Origin of the sequence: Klebsiella sp. HMSC25G12 (assembly GCF_001807705.1) — a bacterium.
In the GTDB taxonomy this organism is placed as follows: domain Bacteria; phylum Pseudomonadota; class Gammaproteobacteria; order Enterobacterales; family Enterobacteriaceae; genus Klebsiella; species Klebsiella variicola.
The window spans coordinates 1-631 of sequence record NZ_KV789779.1; the positions used below are offsets into that span (position 1 = coordinate 1).

The 631-nt window shown below is 40.4% G+C and carries 2 protein-coding genes; one reads left to right on the top strand and one right to left on the bottom strand.

The window, feature by feature from the left end; translation table 11 throughout:
• Positions 1 to 185, top strand: a 185-nt coding sequence (locus tag HMPREF3096_RS31140) for a hypothetical protein (protein ID WP_218069934.1), incomplete at its 5' end; no start/stop codon positions are given.
• 52 nt (positions 186 to 237) lie between these two features.
• On the opposite strand, the gene HMPREF3096_RS01160 is transcribed toward HMPREF3096_RS31140, so the two are convergent.
• The gene (locus HMPREF3096_RS01160; RefSeq protein WP_049106033.1) at positions 238 to 429 is read right to left on the bottom strand and encodes a hypothetical protein; all 192 of its coding nucleotides are present in this window, start codon (positions 427 to 429) and stop codon (positions 238 to 240) included.
• Between the last annotated feature and the right edge of the window lie 202 nt (positions 430 to 631).

Here is a 631-nt window from a genome sequence, read left to right on the forward strand (position 1 = left end):
CACTAACGTACGATCCATCAGGTGCTAAGGTTACTTGGGATATCGCGGTTAGTGGTAATGCTGACATAGCCATTAAAACGGCACCAAGAGATAATGCTCTCATCACTATTACTCCTGTTAATATCAAAAATAGAATTGAATCGTTCAGCGGTGCCGAACGCCGGTTCCAGCCGCGGGATTCGTGATCGGGATGTTATAGTAAATTGATCTCTTGATTTTGAGTGCCCTTACTCGAAATCAGGTTGCTATTTTCAGTGTCGCGGCTACTGCTTGTACCCCCGGAAGCTCCTGAAGATTATTATTGATAGCAAACTTTATCTCTTCAAAGCTCGCGTTAATCATGAGCTTCTCATCCACGCCACGTAAAAATATTATTGTTTTTGCATTACCACATGATTTCATAAAGATAATATCATCTTTTTTTAGCATGATACTGTCGTTACTTAGTGTAGTGAGATAAAGCATAGCCACTGTTTTTGTGTGTTTTTGTTAAGGCTGTTAAGATTATTCCTAACCACTGATTTTGTACATATCATCAAAAAAAATAAAAAAACTAATGCCCCCGTGGTGGGTATATAACAAATCACGGGGAGCGGAGCTGACCTGCTCCCCGTTGATTAATACACCGCGA